Annotated in this window: 16 protein-coding genes; 9 read left to right on the top strand and 7 right to left on the bottom strand. The window is 67.0% G+C overall.

The window, feature by feature from the left end; all coding sequences use genetic code 11:
- The first annotated feature begins 288 nt into the window (after positions 1–288).
- On the top strand, positions 289–1,035 hold the full coding sequence (gene phnF / locus BBX35_RS11205; protein WP_067219816.1) for a phosphonate metabolism transcriptional regulator PhnF: 747 nt from the start codon (positions 289–291) through the stop codon (positions 1,033–1,035).
- A 20-nt stretch (positions 1,036–1,055) separates the two neighbouring features.
- On the opposite strand, the gene argE is transcribed toward phnF, so the two are convergent.
- Together argE and doeA are read right to left on the bottom strand one after the other, a co-directional pair.
- A complete protein-coding gene (argE, locus tag BBX35_RS11200; protein WP_171901434.1) occupies positions 1,056–2,219 on the bottom strand; it encodes an acetylornithine deacetylase in 1,164 nt (387 codons plus the stop codon).
- A gap of 18 nt (positions 2,220–2,237) precedes the next feature.
- On the bottom strand, positions 2,238–3,422 hold the full coding sequence (doeA, locus tag BBX35_RS11195; RefSeq protein WP_067219814.1) for an ectoine hydrolase DoeA: 1,185 nt from the start codon (positions 3,420–3,422) through the stop codon (positions 2,238–2,240).
- 178 nt (positions 3,423–3,600) lie between these two features.
- Here doeA and BBX35_RS11190 point away from each other — a divergent pair, with 178 nt between their 5' ends.
- From BBX35_RS11190 to BBX35_RS11180, 3 genes are all read left to right on the top strand, one after another.
- Positions 3,601–4,086 (top strand): Lrp/AsnC family transcriptional regulator, encoded by a 486-nt coding sequence (locus tag BBX35_RS11190; protein ID WP_208979815.1) that lies wholly within the window; start codon positions 3,601–3,603, stop codon positions 4,084–4,086.
- A 142-nt stretch (positions 4,087–4,228) separates the two neighbouring features.
- Entirely contained in the window at positions 4,229–5,716 is a 1,488-nt protein-coding gene (locus tag BBX35_RS11185; RefSeq protein ID WP_067219811.1) for an NAD-dependent succinate-semialdehyde dehydrogenase, read from the top strand.
- A gap of 31 nt (positions 5,717–5,747) precedes the next feature.
- On the top strand, positions 5,748–7,118 hold the full coding sequence (locus BBX35_RS11180; protein WP_067219808.1) for an aspartate aminotransferase family protein: 1,371 nt from the start codon (positions 5,748–5,750) through the stop codon (positions 7,116–7,118).
- 83 nt (positions 7,119–7,201) lie between these two features.
- On the opposite strand, the gene BBX35_RS11175 is transcribed toward BBX35_RS11180, so the two are convergent.
- On the bottom strand, positions 7,202–7,696 hold the full coding sequence (locus BBX35_RS11175; protein ID WP_067219806.1) for a MarR family winged helix-turn-helix transcriptional regulator: 495 nt from the start codon (positions 7,694–7,696) through the stop codon (positions 7,202–7,204).
- Positions 7,697–7,911: 215 nt separating this feature from the next.
- Between BBX35_RS11175 and BBX35_RS11170 the strand changes: the two genes are divergently transcribed.
- From BBX35_RS11170 to BBX35_RS11160, 3 genes are all read left to right on the top strand, one after another.
- Positions 7,912–9,687 carry an N-acetylglutaminylglutamine amidotransferase gene (locus tag BBX35_RS11170; RefSeq protein ID WP_067219804.1) on the top strand — a complete coding sequence of 592 codons (1,776 nt, stop codon included), beginning with the start codon at positions 7,912–7,914 and terminating at the stop codon, positions 9,685–9,687.
- A 133-nt stretch (positions 9,688–9,820) separates the two neighbouring features.
- A complete protein-coding gene (gene ngg / locus BBX35_RS11165; RefSeq protein ID WP_067220011.1) occupies positions 9,821–11,572 on the top strand; it encodes an N-acetylglutaminylglutamine synthetase in 1,752 nt (583 codons plus the stop codon).
- On the top strand, positions 11,569–12,735 hold the full coding sequence (locus tag BBX35_RS11160) for an osmoprotectant NAGGN system M42 family peptidase (protein ID WP_067219801.1): 1,167 nt from the start codon (positions 11,569–11,571) through the stop codon (positions 12,733–12,735). The genes ngg and BBX35_RS11160 overlap by 4 nt, the downstream gene beginning before the upstream one ends.
- Positions 12,736–12,744: 9 nt before the next feature.
- Here the strand turns inward: BBX35_RS11160 and BBX35_RS11155 are convergent, their stop codons facing one another.
- Together BBX35_RS11155 and BBX35_RS11150 are read right to left on the bottom strand one after the other, a co-directional pair.
- A complete protein-coding gene (locus BBX35_RS11155; RefSeq protein WP_067220009.1) occupies positions 12,745–13,698 on the bottom strand; it encodes a dihydrodipicolinate synthase family protein in 954 nt (317 codons plus the stop codon).
- Between the two features lie 5 nt (positions 13,699–13,703).
- A complete protein-coding gene (locus BBX35_RS11150) occupies positions 13,704–15,905 on the bottom strand; it encodes a xanthine dehydrogenase family protein molybdopterin-binding subunit (RefSeq protein WP_244271610.1) in 2,202 nt (733 codons plus the stop codon).
- 180 nt (positions 15,906–16,085) lie between these two features.
- Here BBX35_RS11150 and BBX35_RS11145 point away from each other — a divergent pair, with 180 nt between their 5' ends.
- Together BBX35_RS11145 and BBX35_RS11140 are read left to right on the top strand one after the other, a co-directional pair.
- Entirely contained in the window at positions 16,086–16,886 is an 801-nt protein-coding gene (locus BBX35_RS11145) for an aspartate dehydrogenase (protein WP_067219799.1), read from the top strand.
- Between the two features lie 53 nt (positions 16,887–16,939).
- Positions 16,940–17,893 (top strand): LysR substrate-binding domain-containing protein, encoded by a 954-nt coding sequence (locus BBX35_RS11140; RefSeq protein WP_067219797.1) that lies wholly within the window; start codon positions 16,940–16,942, stop codon positions 17,891–17,893.
- 7 nt (positions 17,894–17,900) lie between these two features.
- Here BBX35_RS11140 and BBX35_RS11135 read toward each other — a convergent pair whose 3' ends face one another.
- Entirely contained in the window at positions 17,901–19,163 is a 1,263-nt protein-coding gene (locus tag BBX35_RS11135; RefSeq protein WP_067219794.1) for a TRAP transporter large permease, read from the bottom strand.
- On the bottom strand, positions 19,160–19,708 hold the full coding sequence (locus tag BBX35_RS11130) for a TRAP transporter small permease (protein WP_067219792.1): 549 nt from the start codon (positions 19,706–19,708) through the stop codon (positions 19,160–19,162). The genes BBX35_RS11135 and BBX35_RS11130 overlap by 4 nt, the downstream gene beginning before the upstream one ends.
- Between the last annotated feature and the right edge of the window lie 3 nt (positions 19,709–19,711).

Below are 19,711 nucleotides of genomic sequence, written 5' to 3'. Positions count from 1 at the left end.
GATTGCCCGTCTCCGCAACCGCGGCGGCATGCCCTTCGAGCTCCAGGCTGACTACACCCGCCATCCATATTTGTCTAGTATTATAGACAACCGACAGAATGGAGCCTACAAGTTCCGCGTGACGACGGCATGACAGCGCCGGCCCGCCCCCTCTCCCTTGGGCCTGAGCCTGAGCCTGGGCCTGGGCCTGAGCATGGGCATGGGCAAGCACATGCCCGACAGTTGTTGGCTGTCAGCGCCCGGCCTTGCTAGAAGAGCGAGGGCCGAAGCGGCGGCGAAGGGACACGCATGAGCGGAATTGAACGGCAGACGGGGGTCGCCCTGTGGCGGCAGATCGCCGACGAAATTCGCGCTGCTATCGGCAATGGCGACCATGACGACACGGGGCGCCTGCCGACCGAGGCGGTGCTGGCCGCGCGCTTCGACGTCAACCGCCACACGGTACGGCAGGCCTTGGCGGCTCTTGCCCGGGAAGGCGTCGTGGAGACCGTGCAGGGGCGCGGCACCACCATCGTCCCGCGCCGCCGCGTCACCTACCCGATCGGAACCCGAACCCGCTTTTCCGCCGGCCTCGGCGGCCAGGTGGCTCAGGCCGTCACGCGCCTTGTCGGCGTCTCGCAGGAACGCGCGACACCCGAACTTGCGGCTCAATTGCGGCTCGCCGAGGGGGCCTCACTGCTCCGGCTCGAAACGCTGGGCGAGGCGGACGGGGTCCCCCTGTCCCGCGCCGTACACTGGTTCGACGCGGAACGATTCGCCCGCTTGCCCGAGGCCTATCGCCGGGAGGGCTCGATCACGCGGGCGCTGGCGGCCTGCGGCGTCGCCGATTATGTGCGCCAGTCGACGGAGATTTCGGCAGCCCCGGCCACCGCCTCCGACCGGGCGGACCTTGCCCTGCAGCCCGGTGCCGTGGTCCTGCTCACCCGTTCGATCAACGTGGATGCGCAGGGGCACCCGATCCAGGCCAGCCACAGCCGCTTTGCCGCGGACCGCGTCAGCCTCTCGGTCGCAACCGAGCCCGGCTCATCGTCCTGAGCAGAGGAGCGTTGTGCAGCCTAGGAAGCGCTGAGCCGCCCGGCCAGGCGCTCCAGCATCGCCAGACAGGCCCCGAGCTGATCGAGGGATACGAACTCGTCCGGCTTGTGGGCCTGCGCGATCGAGCCCGGGCCGCAGACGACGACCGACATTCCCAGCTGCTGGAACAGGCCCGCCTCCGTCCCGAAGGAGACGACATCGGCACCATTGGCGCCCGTCAGTTCGGCGACGATGCGGCGCGCCTCGTTGTCGTCCACCGGTTCCAATCCCGCGACTTCGCCCACCACCTCGCGGCGTATCGAAGCTTGCGGGTGCACGGCGCGCATGGCCGGCAGCAGCTCGTCGTGGACATAGGCATCGATGGCCTCGCACACATAGGCACGGTCGGCCTCGGTGACGGGGCGCATCTCCCAGTCGAGGCTGGCGAGCCCGGGGATGACGTTGTGCGCCACTCCGCCGACGAGCCGCCCGAGCTGCAGCGTCGTCCAGGGCGGGTCGAAGCGGCTGGCCGCAGGCGCCCTCCCCTTCAACTGCTCCTTCAGCTCCATCAGCCGCATGCCGTAGCGCAGGGCATATTCAACCGCGTTGACGCCGGCATCGGGGACGGAACCATGGCCCTCCAGACCGCGGAATGTCGTGGTGTACTCGCAGCAGCCCTTGTGCCCCTCGATGATCCGCATTTCGGTGGGCTCGCCGATCACCGCAAGCGCCGGCCGCACGCCCATGCCGGGCAGCTCGCTCACCAGCTTGCGCGCGCCGAGACAGCCCACCTCCTCATCGTAAGTCAGACAGATATGCACCGGCCGCGAAAGCTTCGACGCGGCGAAGAGTGGGGCCGTCGCCAGAACGGCGGCGATGAACCCCTTCATGTCGCAGGCACCGCGCCCGTAGAGCAACCCGTCCGCCTCGCGCATGCGGAACGGATCGGACGACCAGTCCTGATCCGCCACCGGCACCACATCGCTATGGCCGGAGAGCACGATGCCGCCATCCTCGTTCGGACCGATGGTCGCGAACAGGTTGGCCTTGCTTCCGGTCTCGTCGACCATCACCCGGGTCTCGGCGCCTAGATCTCCCAGCCGGTCTGCGGCCCAGGCTATGAGCTCCAGATTGCCGTCGCTCGAAACGGTGGCGAAGGAGATCAGCTCACCGAGCAGGGTCTTGGTGTCGTCGATCAGTGCCATGCCGGTCTGCCTGCCGCTTCAGTCTTTGACGAAGAGCGCACGCGGACGGTTGCACAGGCACTCCGCCGGGCCGTCTTCGCGGATCAGGATGCTCTCGGTGATCTCGAGGCCCCAATTGTCCATCCACAGACCCGGCATGAAGTGGAAGGTCATGCCTGCTTCCAGCACCGTGTCGTCGCCCGGGCGCAGCGAGATCGTCCGCTCGCCCCAGTCCGGCGGGTAGGACACGCCGATCGGATAGCCGCAGCGCGCGGCACGGTCGATGCCGGCACGCTCCAGCGGAGCGCCCAGCGCCTCTGCGATGTCGCACGCCCGGTTGCCCGCACGCGCCGCTTCCAGACCCGCCTCCAGGCCCTCGACCAGCGCCTTTTCCGCATCCAGCAGGAACTCCGGCGGCTTGCCGAGATAGACCGTCCGGCAGAACGGCACGTGGTAGCGCCGGTAGCAGCCGGCGATCTCGAAGAACGTCGCCGTATCGGCGGCAATGTGCCGCCCGTCCCAGGTCAGGTGGGGTGCCGCCGCATCCGATCCGCTCGGCAGCAGGGGAACGATCGAGGGATAGTCGCCCCAGGCATCCTCCGTGCCGCGGATCGCGTCGGCGTAGATGTCGGCAACGAGATCCGTCTTGCGCATGCCGGGATGGATCCGGTCGAAGATGCCGTCGATGATCTTCTCCGAAATCCGCGCGGCCCGGCGCATGAACACCAGTTCCTCGTCGGACTTCACCGCACGCTGCCAGTTCACCAGCGCTGTCGCGTCGACGAAACTCGCCTGCGGCAGTTCTTCCTGCAAGGTGAGGAAGGCCTTGGCCGAAAAGTAGTAGTTCTCCAGCTCCACGCCGATGCGGGCCTTGCCGAGCCCGGCCTCGCGGATCAGCTCCGCCAGCGTCTGCATCGGATGACGGACGTTCGACTGCACATAGTGGTCCGGATAGAAGGCGACGCGCTCGTCCGGCATCCACACGGTGCGCACCGCTCCGTTGGCGTCCTGCCGGCGTCCCCACCACAGGGGGGCTGCGTCGTGGAAGACGAGAACACCCTGGTGGACGTAGAACGACCAGCCGTCATACCCGGTCAGCCAGGCCATGTTGGCAGGGTCCTCGACGAACAGGACGTCGATGTCCCGCTCGCGCATTTCCTTGCGCACCTTTTCGAGTCGCCTGGAGAATTCCGCGTCGGAAAACGGAAGTTCGGTGGCCGGCATTCCTGTCACTCCTCAACAGCCGGACACCCGCGGAGATCCGGCAAATCATCGACGCACTGTGCACGCTCCCCCTGCCGTTTGAAAACCCGTCAGAATGAAGGATCCCGGCCGCACCTTGAACGCAGCGGCATCCTCTGGCAGATGGACTCTCCTGCCCCAACCCCGCTATGACCCCTGCATGATCCGCCTCGACGACCGTGACATCGCCATCCTGAAGGTCCTTTCCCGCGAAGGCCGCCTGTCCAAGGCGGAGCTCGCGCGCCGGATAAACCTCAGCCCGACCCCCTGTTGGGAGCGCCTGAAACGCCTCGAAAAGGCGGGGGTCATCGAGGGCTACCGGGCCGAGGTCGCCCTGCGCAAGACAGCCCCTCACGTTACCGTGTTCGTCACGCTGGAGCTGGAAAACCACAGTTCCGCGGCGTTTCAAGCCTTCGAGCGGGCCGTGGAGGCCTATCCCGAGATCGTCCAGTGCTGGGCGCTCGGGGGTGGTTTCGACTACCTGCTGCAGGTGGTCACGCGCGATGTCGACAGCTATCAGCGGCTGATCGACCGGCTGCTCGACCAGGGCCTGGGACTTGCCCGCTACTACACCTACATCGTCACCAAGCCCGTGAAGACGGGGCACGCGCCCCCCTTCGAACTGCTGCTCGGCAAGGGAGACTGATCGGTCTGCCGGCCAGCCGCAAAAAAGACGAATCGTCTACACGAGCGGCCCGCTTCAGACGCTTGTTCCCCCGTTCTTGCCCCATCCTCTTCCCGTCGCAGCCCCGTGGCTGCAGTGACCCCAGTCTTGCGGGAGACGGAACATGACGGCACCGAACACCAGGTCGGCGGAACGGACCGCCCCCCTTCTCGACGATGCCCGCCTGCTCAGGCAGTTTTCCTATATCGCCGGCCGCTGGTCGGCGGCAGCGGATGGCCGCACCTTCGCGGTGCGTAACCCCGCCGATGGTGGCCGGCTCGGCGACGTGGCAAGCCTGTCGGCCGACGAGGCGCGTGCGGCCATCGATCCCGCCCACAAGGCCTTTGCCGGCTGGTCTGCCCTCCTCCCGCAGGAGCGGACCCGCCTGCTGCGCCGCTGGTTCGAGCTCATCTGCGACAATCGCGAGGATCTCGCCCGGCTGATGACGCTGGAGCAGGGCAAGCCGATTTCCGAGGCGCGCGGCGAGATCGACTATGCGGCTGCCTTCGTCGAGTTCTACGCCGAGGAGGCCCGCAGGCCGGACACGCAGAGCGTCACCTCGCACCTGGCGGATGCGGAGATGGAGACGTGGCTCGAGCCGGTCGGCATCGCGGCTCTTGTCACGCCGTGGAACTTCCCTTGCGCGATGATCACCCGAAAGGCCGCAGCGGCCCTTGCCGCCGGCTGCACCGTTCTCGTCCACCCCTCGCACGAGACCCCGTTCTCGGCGCTTGCGCTGGCGGAACTGGCAGAGCGCGCCGGCTTTCCGGCAGGCGTCTTCAACGTGGTGACGGGCGATGCGGCAACCGTTGTCGGCGCCTGGATGGAAGACGAGAGAGTGCGTGCGGTCTCCTTCACCGGCTCGACCGAGATCGGCCGGCTGATCTATCGGCAGGCAGCCTCGACGGTGAAACGCCTTGTGCTGGAGCTGGGCGGCCACGCCCCGTTCCTCGTCTTCTCCGATGCCGACCTCGACCGCGCGGTCGCCGAAGCCGTCAAGGCGAAGTTTGCGACCTCGGGACAGGACTGCCTCGGCGCCAACCGCTTTCTCGTCGCACGGCCGCTCTACAAGGCATTCTGCAAGCGCTTCGCCGAGGCGGCAGCAGCGCTTACCGTGGGACCGGGACTGGAAGACCCGGCCATCGGCCCGTTGATGAACGAACGCGCCGTCGCCAAGCAGGAGGCACATGTCGCCGATGCGCTGGAGCGCGGCGCAAAGCTGCTCACCGGCGGCAAGCGCCTTGCGGCCGGCCCGCTGTTCTACGCACCGACGGTGTTGTGCGACGTGCCGGACGATGCGCTGATCATGCGCGAGGAAACTTTCGGCCCCGTTGCGGCGATCCGCCCCTTCGACAGCGAGGAAGAGGCTGTCAGGATCGCCAATGACAGCGAGTACGGCCTGATCGCCTATGTTCACAGCGAGGACCCGCGCCGCATCTACCGTCTGTCGCGGGCCCTACGCTACGGCATGATCGCCGTCAACCGGACCAAGGTGACCGGCGCGCCGATCCCCTTCGGCGGCATGAAACAATCCGGCATCGGCCGGGAGGGCGCTGCCGACGGCATGCGCGCCTTCATGGACCTCAAATACGTCTGCCGCGACTGGGCCTGATGCCCGCCGGCCTCAACCAAGGGAGCTATCCATGCTGACCAACGACCAGCTCGACAAATGGGACCGGGAGAACTTCTTCCACCCCTCGACCCATCTGGCACAGCACGCACGCGGCGAGAGCCCCTCGCGCATCGTCACCGGCGGTGACGGCGTCTTCATCGAGGACCGCGACGGCAACCGTCTGCTCGACGCCTTTGCCGGCCTTTACTGCGTCAATGTCGGCTACGGCCGCACCGAAATCGCCGAGGCCATCGCCGCGCAGGCGAAAGAGCTCGCCTACTATCACGCCTATGTCGGTCACGGCACCGAGACCTCCGTCACGCTGGCGAAGATGGTCGTCGAGCGCGCGCCGTCCAACATGTCGAAGGTCTATTTCGGCCTCGGCGGCTCGGACGCCAACGAGACCAACGTCAAGCTGGTCTGGTACTACAACAACATCCTCGGCCGGCCGGAGAAGAAGAAGATCATCTCGCGCTGGCGCGGCTATCACGGCTCCGGCCTGATGACCGGCTCGCTCACGGGCCTGGAGCTGTTCCACAAGAAGTTCGACCTGCCCTTTTCGCAGGTGCTCCATACCGAAGCGCCGTACTATTTCCGCCGTCCTGAGCTCGACATGACCGAGGCCGAGTTCACGGCCCATTGCGTCGCCGAGCTGGAAGAGCTGATCGCCAATGAGGGCGCCGACACCATCGCCGCCTTCGTCGCCGAGCCGGTCCTGGGCACGGGCGGCATCGTGCCCCCGCCGGCCGGCTACTGGAAAGAGATCCAGCGCGTGCTCAAGAAGCACGACATCCTGATGATCGCCGACGAAGTGGTCACCGGCTTCGGGCGTCTCGGCACCATGTTCGGCTCCGATCACTACGGCATCGAGGCCGACATCATCACCATCGCCAAGGGCCTGACCTCGGCCTATGCGCCGCTGTCCGGCTCGATCATCTCCAAGAAGGTCTGGGAGGTGCTGGAGCGCGGCACCGACGAGAACGGCCCGATCGGCCACGGCTGGACCTATTCCGCCCACCCGATCGGTGCCGCTGCCGGCGTCGCCAATCTCAAGTTGATCGACGAGATGGGCCTGGTCGCCAATGCCCGCGAGACGGGCGCCTATTTCAACGAGGCCATGCGGACGGCCCTTGCCGGCCATGCGAAGGTCGGCGACGTACGCGGCGAAGGCCTTCTGTGCGCGGTGGAATTCGTCGACGACAAGGCTTCGCGCCGCTTCTTCGATCCGTCCGCCAAGGTCGGCCCGGCGGTCGCCAGCGCCCTGCTGAAGCGTGGCGTCATCGGCCGCGCCATGCCCCAGGGCGACATTCTCGGCTTCGCGCCGCCGCTGTGCCTGACCCGGGCCGAGGCCGACCGCATCGTCGAGGAGACGCGCGCAGCCGTCACCGAGGTCTTTGCCTGAACCGGCAAACCACCGTCACGCTACGAAAAGGGCCGGAGCACATGCTCCGGCCCTTTTTCCGTTTTTGAACTCCGAAAGACGGATCAGGCCGGCAGGCCCGCCTCCGTCGGCCCACTTCCTCCCGCCGGCTCGTCCGGTTCCAGCAGGTCGGCCACCGTATGGAAGGCGCGGATGATCGAGGCCTGATCCTCCGCGCTCATGGCCGCCATGCCGGAAAAGAAGCGCTTGTGAATGAGCGGCGGTGCATCGGCCAGAACTGCCTTGCCGGTTTCGGTCAGTTCGGTGTGAACGATCCGGCGGTCGACTGTGCTCCGGCGCCGGGTGATGAGACCGCGCAGCTCCAGCTTCTCCAGGATCGTCACCGTCGTCGGCGGGCTGATATTGGCAACGCGCGAGATCTCCGCCGTCGTCGCGGCCTCGAAGTCCCGAACGGCATTGAGCACCACGATCTGCGGGATCGTCAGGCCCGTCTCTCGTGCCACCCGCTTCGACCGGACATCCATCGCCTGCACGATCCGCCGGATCGAGCGAATGACATCGCTTGCATCCTTTTGGGCGGCTGCGCGTTCATCCGTCACGGGGTCTCTCCTTGCGTTGGGTCTTGTCCAGCGGCTTGCATGGATAATTACACCACAAAAGATTTGATTTCAAATGATTTGTACTCTAACTAATAGCTCAAGCCAGCCACCGGATGCGGTGGGCCCTGTGCCCGCCCCGATGGCAGAAGTCATCCGCGAAGCCCTGCAAATCGGGGCTTGCGGCAACACGAGAAGCAGCAAAGGGGCTTCCTTTCATGTGCGGTATTGCCGGCGAATTTCGCTTCGATGGACAGTTTGCGGATGCTGAGGCGGTTGCCCGGATGACGGAGCGCCTGTCGCCCCGCGGCCCCGACGGATCCGGCGTCATGGCACAGGGTCCCGTCGCGCTGGGTCACCGGCGGCTGAAGATCATCGACCTGTCGGAAAAGGCGGCCCAGCCGATGGCCGATCCGGCGCTGGAGCTGTCGATCGTCTTCAACGGCTGCATCTACAACTATCCTGAGCTGCGCAAGGAGCTGCAAGCCAAGGGCTACAGCTTCTTCTCGCACGGCGACACGGAAGTGATCCTCAAGGCGTATCACGCCTGGGGCGCCGACTGCGTGAAGCGCTTTCACGGCATGTTTGCCTTTGCCATCCACGATCGCCGCGACGGCTCGGTCACGCTGGCGCGCGACCGCTTCGGCATCAAGCCGCTCTACCTTGCAGAAAAAGGCAAGCGCATTCGCTTCGCCTCCACCCTGCAGGCGCTGCTGGCTGGCGGCGATGTCGACACCGGCATCGACCGGGCGGCACTGGCCTGCTTCATGAGCTTTCATGCGGTCGTGCCTGCCCCGCGTACCATCCTGTCGGGCGTGCGCAAGCTGCCGCCCGCGACCGTGCGCCGGATCGAAGCCGACGGGAGCTCCAGCGAGCACCGCTACTGGAACGCCTCCTACACCCGCCGCGAGGAAGACAACGGCCTGTCCGCCGACGACTGGCGCGACCGGGTGCTGGAGGCGCTGCGCCTCGCCGTGCGTCGCCGCATGGTCTCGGACGTCCCGGTCGGCGTGCTGCTGTCCGGCGGCGTCGACAGCTCGCTGATCGTCGGCCTCCTTGCCGAAGAGGGGCAGAAGGACCTGATGACCTTCTCCATCGGCTTCGAGGAAGCCAATGGCGAGAAGGGCGACGAGTTCGTCTATTCCGACCTGATAGCGGAGCGCTTCGGCACCGACCATCACAAGATCTTCGTGCCCTCGGCCGATCTGATGACGTCGCTTCCGGACACCATCGCCGCCCAGTCGGAGCCGATGGTGTCCTACGACAATATCGGCTTCTTCCTGCTCAGCCGCGAGGTCTCCAAGCACATCAAGGTGGTGCAGTCGGGCCAGGGCGCCGACGAGGTGTTCGGCGGCTATCACTGGTATCCCCCGCTTGCCGGCTCCAACGACGTGGTCGCCGACTATGCCCGTGTCTTCTTCGACCGCTCGCGCGAGACGATGGGCCGGCACCTGTCGCCCGAATGGATGGCCGACAAGGACGAGGCGCTCGATTTCGTCGCCGCTCACCTGATGCAGGGCGGGGCCGAAACCCCGGTCGACCGAGCCCTGCGTCTCGATGCCGAGATCATGCTGGTCGACGACCCGGTCAAGCGGGTCGACAACATGACCATGGCCTGGGGCCTGGAGGCACGCGTTCCCTTCCTCGACCATGAGCTGGTCGAGCTTGCGGCACGCATTCCGCCGGAGCTGAAGCTGGCGCAGGGCGGCAAGGGTGTCCTGAAGGAAGCCGCCCGAAAGGTCGTCCCGCACGAGGTGATCGACCGCAAGAAGGGCTACTTCCCGGTGCCGCAGCTCAAGTACATCCAGGGGCCCTATCTGGACATGGTGCGGGACGCGCTCACCTCGGCTCCGGCACGCGAGCGTGGGCTGTTCCAGAGGGACTATCTCGACAGCCTCTTCACCGACCCGACCGCCCACATCACGCCGCTCCAGGGCTCCGAGCTCTGGCAGGTGGCCCTGCTCGAGCTCTGGCTGCAGACCAACGACATCTGAGGACACGACGATGACGGCAAGCAAGACCGGCGGTTCCGGGGGGAAGCGCGGCGAGGGATCGGGGCGCACGCCCCGCGACGCCCGCCAGAAGGACGCACGGCACCGGGACGCCTATTCGCACCGGCTAAAGCGCATGCGCGAGCACGGCCTGAAGCCGCCGATCGACAACCAGTCCAGCGACGCGCCGGCGGTCACCGCCGACTGCGCGCTGGATCTCGGCTGGGGGCGCCTGATCTTCGGGCAGACCTTTTCCGAGCCGGAACGGCTGGTCGCGACGCTGGAGGGCGAGCTGCCCGACCGTCGCGACATCGCCGTCTATGTGCGCGATCCGCACGTGCTTCTGGCGAACGCCCCGCAGGAGATCTTCCTCGATCCCTCGCATACGTTCCGTCTCGATCTTTCCACCTACCGGGCGTCCAAGCGGGCGCCTTCCGGCTTCTTCCTGCGCCGCCTGACCTCGCAGGCCGATGCGGAAGAGATCAACCGCATCTATGCCGGACGCGGCATGGTCCCGGTGCCGCCGGACTTCTTCTGGTCCAAGCGCGATGCCCGCTCGATCTGCTATTTCGTGGCGGAGGACGAGGTCAGCGGCGAGATCCTCGGCACGGTGACCGGCGTCGATCACTTCCGCGCCTTCAACGATCCCGAGCGCGGCGGCTCGCTCTGGTGCCTTGCGGTCGATCCGCAGGCGCGCCATCCCGGCGTCGGCCAGGCCCTGGTGCGGCACCTTGCGGAGTATTTCGCGGCACGCGGCCTCGCCTATCTCGACCTTTCCGTCATGCACGACAACGACCAGGCCATCGCGCTCTACGAAAAGCTCGGCTTCCACCGGGTGCCGTATTTCACCGTCAAGCGGAAGAACCTGATCAACGAGACCCTCTATACCGGCCCCGATGTCGACGACGCGCTGAACCCCTACGCCACGATCATCGTGCGCGAGGCGCGCCGCCGGGGCATCCGGGTCGAGGTCACCGATGCCGAACACGGCTTCTTCTCGCTGTCCCAGGGCGGGCGCACGATCCGCTGCCGCGAAAGCCTCAGCGAACTGACCAGCGCCGTCGCCATGTCGATCTGCGACGACAAGACCGCAACGCGAAAGGTGGTCGAGGGCGCTGGCGTGCATGTGCCGGCGCAACTGCTGGCCAGTGCCGGCGACGAGGCGCTGGAGACTTTCCTGCGGGAGCACGGCAAGGTGGTCGTCAAGCCCGCTCGCGGCGAACAGGGGCGCGGTGTCTCCGTCGGCCTCACCTCCATGGACGACATGCGCGCCGCCATCGACGAGGCCCGCCAGCTCTGCGACACGGTGCTGGTGGAAGAATGCGTCGAAGGCCAGGACCTGCGCCTGATCGTCATCAACTACCGGCTGGTCGCCGCCGCCATCCGCCGGCCGCCGACCATTGTCGGCAATGGCCGCAGCACCATCCGCGAGTTGATCGAAGCGCAGAGCCGCCGCCGCGGCGCGGCAACGGGCGGCGAGTCCCACATTCCGCTCGACGCGGAGACCGGGCGCACCATTGCCCAGGCCGGCTATACGCTGGACGATGCTCTGGAGAGCGGGACGCAGCTGCAGGTGCGCCGGACCGCAAACCTGCATACCGGCGGCACGATCCACGACGTCACCGACATCGTTCACCCGGTGCTGGTGGAAGCGGCAGTCCGCTCGGCGCGCGCCATCGATATCCCGGTAACCGGCATCGACCTGATGGTCGCCTCCCCGACCGAGGCCGACTACCGCTTCATCGAGGCCAACGAACGACCGGGGCTGGCCAACCACGAGCCGCAACCGACCGCCGAACGCTTCGTCGACCTGCTGTTCCCGCTGTCCATGCCGTCGACGGCGCGCCAGGTCGTCGCCGACCAGCATGCCAACCAGGGGGCCACATGACACGACTGAACATCGACACGGACTATCTCGCCGACACCCTGAAGGCGCTGCTCGCGATCCCCAGCCCCACCGGCTACACGGACACTGTGGTTCGCTACGTCTCGGCCGAGCTGGAACGCCTCGGCCTGCCGGTCGAGCTCACCCGGCGCGGCGCCATCCGCGCGATCCGCCGCGGCCATCAGGATCGCGGCGCACGCGCCCTCGTCTCGCATCTCGACACACTCGGCGCCCAGGTGAAGTACCTCAAGGAGAACGGTCGGCTGTCGCTGGTTCCCATCGGCAACTGGTCGGCGCGCTTCGCCGAAGGGGCGCGGGCCACGCTGTTTTCCTACTCCGGCGCCTATCGCGGCACGATCCTGCCGCTGAAATCGTCGGGCCATACGTTCAACGACGAGATCGACACCTCGCCCATCGGCTGGGACCATGTGGAACTGCGCGTCGATGCGCTCGCCTTCGGCAAACCGGATCTGGACCGCCTCGGCATCGAGGTCGGCGATATCCTGGCCATCGATCCGCAGCCGGAATTCCTCGACAACGGCTTCATCATCTCCCGCCACCTCGACAACAAGGCGGGCGTCGCGGTGATGCTGGCCGCGCTGAAGGCGATGACGGAAGCCGAGGTCGAAACGCCGGTGGACATCCACTGGCTCTTCACCATCGCCGAGGAAGTCGGCGTCGGCGCCTCCTCGATCATCACCCACGACGTCGCCTCGCTGGTCGCGGTCGACAACGGCACCACGGCGCCGGGGCAGAATTCGAGCGAATTCGGCGTCACCTTCTCGATGGCCGACCAGACCGGTCCGTTCGACTATCACCTGACGAAGAAGCTGGTGGAGCTGTGCCAGGAGCACGACATCCGCTACCAGAAGGACGTCTTCCGCTACTACCGCTCGGACTCCGCCTCCGCCATCGAGGCCGGCGCCGATGTGCGCACCGCGCTGATTACTTTCGGCGTCGACAGTTCGCACGGCTACGAGCGCATCCACATGCACGCGCTGCGCTCGCTGGCCGAGCTGATCACCGCCTATGCCTCCAGTCCGGTGGAAATTCCCCGCGATTACGAGGAGACGGCCGGCGTCTCCGGGTTCACCCGCCAACCGACGGCCGAAGCGGAACAGACCCTGACGCCGGACGCGGAAAACACCGACCTGCCCCAAACGTGAGGCGCGCCCTCAGAGCGCGAGGCCACAAGCCTCGAACGCGGCGCGAGTCGCCTCGCGCTCCGCATCGGTGAGCTGCAGCAGCGGCGGGCGCACCGGTCCGCCGACCTGGCCCAGCAGTTCCTGCCAATATTTCTGGTGCGCCTGCGGCTTGCCGCCCGGCCGCGTACCGCGCAGCGCCTTGCGCACCGGATCGAGGCTGGCGCTGATCGCCTTCGCCCGCTCCGCATCGCCGGCAAAGGCTGCCTGCGTGTAGTCGTGCATGCGCCGGTCGTTTGCCGTCTGCAGCAGGTAGGGGGGCGAGGAACACAGGTAGAGCTGCCAGCCGAGCTCGAGGATGTTGTCGAGCCACTCCTCCTCGGACGCGGTGGAGACCAGGATCTTGTCGCCGACCATCTCCGTCAGCTGGACATACATCGGCCGCGGCACGCTGTACTTGATCGCGACGATGTTCGGCAGTTCCGCTACCCGCGCGCAGAGCTCGGGGCTCATCAGATAGCCCGAATCCGGGTGGCTCCACATGGCGATGCCGATGTTCACCCGCTCGCAGATCGCCTTGTAGTACTCGTAGACCGTGTCGTCCTGATCGCTGATGAAATGCAGGATCGGCGCATGCACCACGATGTAGTCGGCGCCAACCGCTTCCGCGTGGCGGGCGAGCTCGATCACCGTGTCGAAGTTCTGGTCGGAGCACGACATGATCGTCCCGGCCTTGCCCGCCGTCTCCTCCACCGCGATCTCGAAGTTGCGCTTGCGCTCGTCGAGCGACATGGAGAAGAACTCGCCCTGCTTGCCGGCGATGAACAGCCCGGCGATGGCGAGATCGTCCACCCAGTGGCGGATGTTGGACCGCAAGCCCTCCTCGTCGAAGGAGAAGTCCTCGCGGAAGGGATTGAGCGCCGCTGCCCAGATCCCCTTCATGTTGGCGCGGGCATAGGCCTTGGCGTCGAGCCTCGAATAGTTCATTTCGGTCACCTCGTTGAAGCCGAGCGCAGGGCGCGCCACAGCGCCTCGGCGGTCAGCGGCATGGACAGGATCGCGGCGCCATGGGGGCGCAGCGCGTCGTTGGCGGCGTTGAGGATCGCGGCCGGCGCACCGATGGTGCCGGCCTCGCCGACGCCCTTGGCGCCCAGCGTGTTGGCGGGCGAAGGCGTCGACATCTTGCCGATGGAAAGGTGCGGCATGTCGGAGGCACGCGGCAGCGCGTAGTCCATCAGCGAGCCGGTCAGCAGCTGGCCGTCGGCGTCGTAGACGATGCGCTCCATCAACGCCTCGCCGATCCCTTGCGCGAAGCCGCCACGGATCTGGCCCTCGACCATCATGGGGTTGATCACCGTGCCGATGTCGTCGCAGCAATGCGCCTCCTCGATGGTCGGCGTGCCAGTGTCTGGATCGATGGTCAGAAGGACGAGATAGGCGCCATAGCCCCAGGCCTCGCCCTTGGCCTCGTAGATCACCTCGGCGCTCACCGGCTTGCCGTGATCCGCGCCATCCGCAAGCTTCACCAGCACTGCATCGCAGGCCTCCGCAAGCGCGCTTCCGCCGATCGGCGTACTGCGGCTGGCCAGGGCGCCGATACCGGTGGGACAGTCTTCGGTGGACCCGTGCAGCACGCGCACCCGCTCCAGAGGCAGGGACAGCCGGTCGGCGGCGATCTGGGCGAAGGCCGTTTCGCGGCCGTGGCCCTGGCTGCTGCCGCCGGTCGCGACATCCGCACGCCCGTCCGGATGCAGCGTCACCCGCGCGCTCTCCCAGCCCGTTCCGCAGGGCTCGACATAGAAGGCAAGGCCGAGGCCGGCGACGCCGCCCTGTGCCCGAATGTTGTCACGCGCTTTCTTCAACCGGCCGTAATCCGCATCTCGCGCCAGCTTGTCGAGCAGCTCGGCATAGCGGCCGGAATCGAGCTTTGTACCGGTCGGCCCCTCATGGGGCAGCCGGTCGGGACCAAGCAGGTTGCGACGGCGGATCTCCAGCGGATCGATCCCGCTGGCGCTTGCGGCCTCGTCGACGAGCCGCTCCATCAGGCAGTTGGCCTCCGGCCGACCCGCACCGCGATAGATGCCGACCGCCGCGCTGTGCGACAGACGCGCCCGCGAACGGATGTCGACCGCCGGAATGTCGTAGCCGCCCGGCAGGATGCGCCCGGCATTCCAGGCCGGAATGCCGGCGCTGTTGGGCAGCCAGTGGCCGAGCGGACAGTCGACTTCGGCCTGAAGCGCCAGGAAGCGCCCCTCCGCGTCGAGCGCCAGCCGTCCCCGGCTGCGCGCGCCGCGCCCATGCGTTGCGGAAATCAGGTCCTCGCTGCGGCTCGACGCCCAGCGAACGGAACGGCGAAAGCGGAAGGCGGCCCAGACGGCCAACACCTCTTCCGGATAGAGCGAGGCCTTCATGCCGAAGGCACCGCCGACATCCGGCGCCCGGACCGCAATGCGCGCCTCTTCGATGCCGAGGATCCGGCAAAGCTCACGCCGCGCCCGGTGCGGCGTCTGGGTCGAATACCAGACCAGCGCACGATCCCGCTCCGCGTCGTAGTCGACGGCAATGGCACGCGGCTCGAGCGGGGATGGGGCAAGGCGCGGATGCTCAACTTCCACCTCGACCACGAGGTGCGCAGCGGCGAAACCGGCGGCAACGTCTCCGCAGGACCAGTCGCCGCGAAATCCGGGCGCATCCCCGTTGGAATAATCCGGCGACGCACCGGCCTCGTCGATGTCGACGCCGATCAGATCCGCCGCATCCTGCGCGGTGGCCCTTTCGCTCGCCAGCACCGCCGCGACCGGCTGGCCGACGGCCGCGACAGAACCGCATGCAAGGACGGGGAACTCGGCCTCCCCCTCGAACGGCAGGACCGGATTGACGCCGAGCCTGCCAAGGACCTCGCCTTCGCGCGCGCCGAAACCTGTGAGATCGTCGCCCGTCACCACATGGGCGACGCCGTCCATCTCCCGCGCGGCCTCGACATCGCAGCCGAGGATCGCGCCGCGTGGCAAGGGACTGCGGACGAAGGTAAGATGCAGCGCATCCTGCAGCGGAATATCGGAAACGTAGCGGCCCTGCCCGGTCACCAGCGCATCGTCCTCGCGGCGACGAACGGCGCGCCCGACCAACGCATTGGCGTCGGCTATGCCCTCGTCCCGCACCGTCTGCGCAGCATGCCCGGTCTTGATCGTCACAGCGGCCACCCGTCGTCCCGCGTCCTGCCCTGACAGCGGGCCGGCGTCTGTTGGGTGGAGAGTGGCGCCGTTCAGATATCGCAGCAAATATCATGTTTCAAATCTGCTATCTGGATATTGGATAGCAAATCACCTGCTGTTCGCGCAGGATGGAAGGCAGGATATCCTTCGGAGCCTTGCATGAAACACGTCGCGATCATCGGCTACGGTGCCATCGCCAGCCACGTCATCCGTGCCATTTCCTCCTCCTCCGCCATACGGCTCGCCGGCGTGATCGGCCGTGCCGAACGGCTGGCGGCGGCACGGGAAGCGGTCGGACAGGATGTCGCCGTGGTCGAGAGCATCGACGGTCTCGCGACGCGTCCCGACCTTGTGCTGGACTGCGCCGGCCATCCGGGCCTGATCGCCCATGGCGCCGGCATCCTGGAACGCGGCATAGACCTCGTCAGCGTCTCCGCCGGTGCACTGGCCGACGCGGCACTTTACGAGACGCTCGCGCGCGCGGCCTCCGCTTCCGGAGCGCGCCTTCGCATCGCCTCCGGGGCCATCGGCGGGCTCGACGTGCTCTCGGCGGCGCGGCGCGGCGGGCTCGACCGGGTGACCTATCGCGGCCGCAAGCCGGTCGCCAGCTGGCGCGGCACGCCGGCGGAAACCGTGCTCGATCTCGACACTCTCGCGGAGGCCCGGACCCATTTCCGCGGCACGGCGCGCGAGGCCGCGCGCCTTTATCCGAAGAACGCCAACGTCACCGCCAGCGTCGCCCTCGCCGGCATCGGCTTCGACGCGACCACGGTAGAGCTCGTCGCCGATCCGACCTGCACCTCCAACTGTCACGAAATGGAGGCGGAGGGCGCCTTCGGCACTTTCTCGCTGCGCCTCAACGGGCACCAGCTGGCCGACAATCCGAAGTCGTCGGCCCTCACCGCCATGAGCATGATCAACGCCGCGCTCTCGCTCGAAGAGCCGATCCTGGTTGCGTGAGCCCGGTCGATCGGATACCGGCTGAAGATGCGCCCCTCGCGCAAGGACGGCCGATGAGCGAACCGACACAGAAGCATTTCCGCATCGTCGAGCGGATCCTGACCCGGCTGAAGCTGAAGCAGCTTCGCCTGCTGGTCGCCGTCGAGCGGCACAACTCGATCCTGCATGCCGCGCGCGAGCTGAACCTGTCGCAGCCGGCCGCCACCAAGCTGATCAAGGATCTGGAGACCGACTTCGGCGTCATGCTCTTCGAGCGGACCAACCGGGGCGTCGTCCCGACCATCTACGGCGAGGCGCTGGCCCGCCACGGCAAGCTGATCTTCGCGCAGATCTCTCATGCCGCCCAGGAGCTCGACGACCTGTCGGAAGGCTCCAGCGGCCGGATCGTCGTCGGCACGCTGCTGGCCGCCTCAGCCCTGCTTCTACCCCGCACCATAGCCCGGGTCCTCGCCGAAAAGCCCAACTTGTCGATCAAGATCCAGGAAGGCACCAACGAGGTGCTGATGCCGGCACTGCGCTCCGGCGAGCTCGATCTGGTGGTGGGGCGCCTGCCCACGCACCGGCACCGCGACGAGTTGCTGCAGGAACGGCTCTACGAGGAAAAGGTCATCGCCGTCACCCGCGTCGGGCACCCGCTGCAGGAGCGCAGGAAGGTCACCTTCGCCGACATGATGGAGTATGGCTGGATCCTGCCGCCGCCGGAAACGACCTTGCGCCGGCAGATCGACATGGTCTTCCTCGACCATGGCCTGTCCTCGCCGATCAATGCGGTGGAATCGGTGTCGTTCCTCGCCAATCGCAGCCTGCTGGTCAATTCCAGCATGATCGGCGTGCTGCCGAGCCACGTCGCCGAGCAGGACATCGCCGCCGGCATCCTCGCACGCGTCGCCTGGGACGTGCCGATCCCCATCGGCCCGGTCGGCGTCTCCTACCGCAAGGGCCGCAGCCTGACGCCGGCCGCGAGCTTCTTCCTGGAGCAGCTGCACCAGGTCGCTGCGACCTTCTGAACGGCTTTCAGCGGATCAGCACGGTCGAGATCGAAGGCGCCCAGCTCAGCAGCAGCAGTACCGCCGCGACCGCGGCCAGGAACGGATAGAGCGCGCGGAAGATCGCCATCGGCTTCGCCCCGCTCATCGCCGAGGCGATGTAGAGCCCCGCCCCCACCGGCGGCGTCAGAAGACCCAGCACCAGATTGAGGCAGACGATCACACCGAACTGAAACGGGTCGATGGCGTAGTGGGTCTGCGCGATAGGCAGCAGGATCGGCACCACCAGGATCACCGCGGCGATGCCGTCGATCACCATGCCGATCAGGAACAGCGCCAGATTGACGATCAGCAGGAAGACGAAGGGATCGGAGGTCAGCGTGGTGATCTGCGCGGCCAGCTTCTGCGGGATCGCCTCGTAGATGATCACCCAGCCGAAGACATTGGCCGAGGCGATCAGGAAGATCACGAGGCTGGAATTGGCGGCGGTGCGCACGAACAGCGCGCCCAGCCGGGTGATCTTCAGTTCGCCATAGACGAAGCGACCGATCACGAAAGCCACCAGCGAGGCGACCGCCGCCGACTCCGTCGGAGTCGCGATGCCCAGGAGAATGCCGCCGACGATGGCCAGCGGGATCAGCGCGGCCGGCAGGCAGTCGCGGATCGCGGCAAGCGCCACTCCCGGCGACATCCACTCGCCCTTCGGGAACTGCTCCTTGAGGCCGACCAGCGCGACGATGACGAAAAAGCTCGCGGAAAGAAGCAGGCCCGGCAGGATGCCGGCCATGAACATGTCGCCGATGGGGATCTGGGCCAGCACGCCATAGATGACGAACAGCATGGACGGCGGAATGATCGGCGACAGCAGTCCGCCCGCCGCCGTCGTCGCGGCGGCGAATTCCCGGCGGTATCCCTCCTCCTCCATCGCCGGCACCATGGCCCGCGACATCACCGCGATCTGCGAGGCGGCCGAGCCGATGATCGCCGCCATGAACATGTTGGCGAGCAGGTTGATATAGGCGAGGCCGCCGCGAAAGCCGCCGACGAAGACCCGCGCCGCCTGGATCAGCCGCTGGGTCAGGCCGCCCTCGTTCATCAGCTCGCCGGTCAGCATGAATAGCGGGATCGCGAGCAGTCCGTAGCTCTCGACGCCGGCGAAAAGCTGCTGCGCGAAGCTGGAATACAGCACCGTGTTGCCGCTGGCCTGGATGTACCAGACCGCCGACAGGCACAGAACGAGGCTGATCGGGACGCCTGCGAAAAGCAGGACCAGAAAGACGACGCCGGTCATTCGCCGCTCCTGCCGGGAGCAGCGAGCGCGGGAAGCGAACGCGACAGGTTGGCCGCCGCGTGCAGCAGGAAACCGAAGGTGAAGAGGATCATGATCAGCCAGACCCAGGCCTTGCGGATCCCCAGCGTCGTGGTCGGCTCCGCATAGATGAAGTTGAACGTGTTGCCCTGGAACGTCTCGATGTCGAAGCCTGCCGCCGCAAGGCCGGCGGGATCGAACCACAGCCAGCAGAACCAGCCGAGCGCGATGCCGAAACCGAGGGCGACGATATCGAGCGCTGCCGTGAGGCGCGCTCTCGCCCGGTCCGACAGCATGTCGCCGACCAGCGTCACCGCGACGGCGCTGCGATCATGCACGGCTGCGGACGCGGCGAGAAAGGTCATCCAGATCATCGTGTAGATCGCCGCCTCGTCGATCCAGTAGATCGCCATGCGGGCGGTGCGCGTGGCGACGTTGATCAGGATCAGGACGGTAATGGCCCCCGCGAGCACGGCGGCCACGGCGATTTCGCAGCGCGCCCACAAGGCCGACAGGCGGTAGAGCATCGC

Origin of the sequence: Stappia indica (assembly GCF_001696535.1) — a bacterium.
GTDB lineage: Bacteria > Pseudomonadota > Alphaproteobacteria > Rhizobiales > Stappiaceae > Stappia > Stappia indica.
This window is presented reverse-complemented; position numbering and strand designations above follow the sequence as displayed.